1 tRNA gene is annotated in these 486 nt (G+C 60.7%); it reads right to left on the bottom strand.

The features are described from left to right. Positions 1-338: 338 nt before the first annotated feature. Positions 339-415: transfer RNA gene (locus tag AB4097_RS21525), tRNA-Met, on the bottom strand. Positions 416-486: the final 71 nt, after the last annotated feature.

Genomic DNA, 486 nt, shown 5'->3' with positions numbered 1-486 from the left:
GCTGAGAAGGTCCTTGATGGCAGCGGCAGCAGGTTTATCCTTTGCAGTGGTCATGGTGGGGCTCCTCTCGGAGTGCGTGACGTTGAACATCACCATCCTGCCATGACCGCCCCGCTCAGGCGATTTGCAGAACCTTCACCACACTACTCGGAGGAAGGCCTGTGAGCGGCGATATGGGACGCTCAGGCACCGCCTGCCGTCACCCTGGCACTCCCATCTGTCCTGAAAGCCGCTGATGGGGTGCAGCCGCGGCCGCCGGTGTGTGGAATGGGTGTGGCATGCTCCAGACGAGCAAAAACCCCTGACGCTCTTCACGTACAGGGGTTTTCTCGTGTCGGTGGTTGCGGGGACAGGATTTGAACCTGTGACCTTCAGGTTATGAGCCTGACGAGCTACCGGGCTGCTCCACCCCGCGCCAAGTGTGGCCTTCGAAGCAGGCTTCGAAGGCGAAGAGCACAAACACAAACCGCGGTGCTCGAGACGAGA

It is taken from the genome of Microvirga sp. 2MCAF35 (assembly GCF_052115545.1).
GTDB lineage: Bacteria > Pseudomonadota > Alphaproteobacteria > Rhizobiales > Beijerinckiaceae > Microvirga.
Note: the sequence above shows the minus strand (reverse complement) of the source record. Positions and strands in the feature narration are given on the sequence as shown.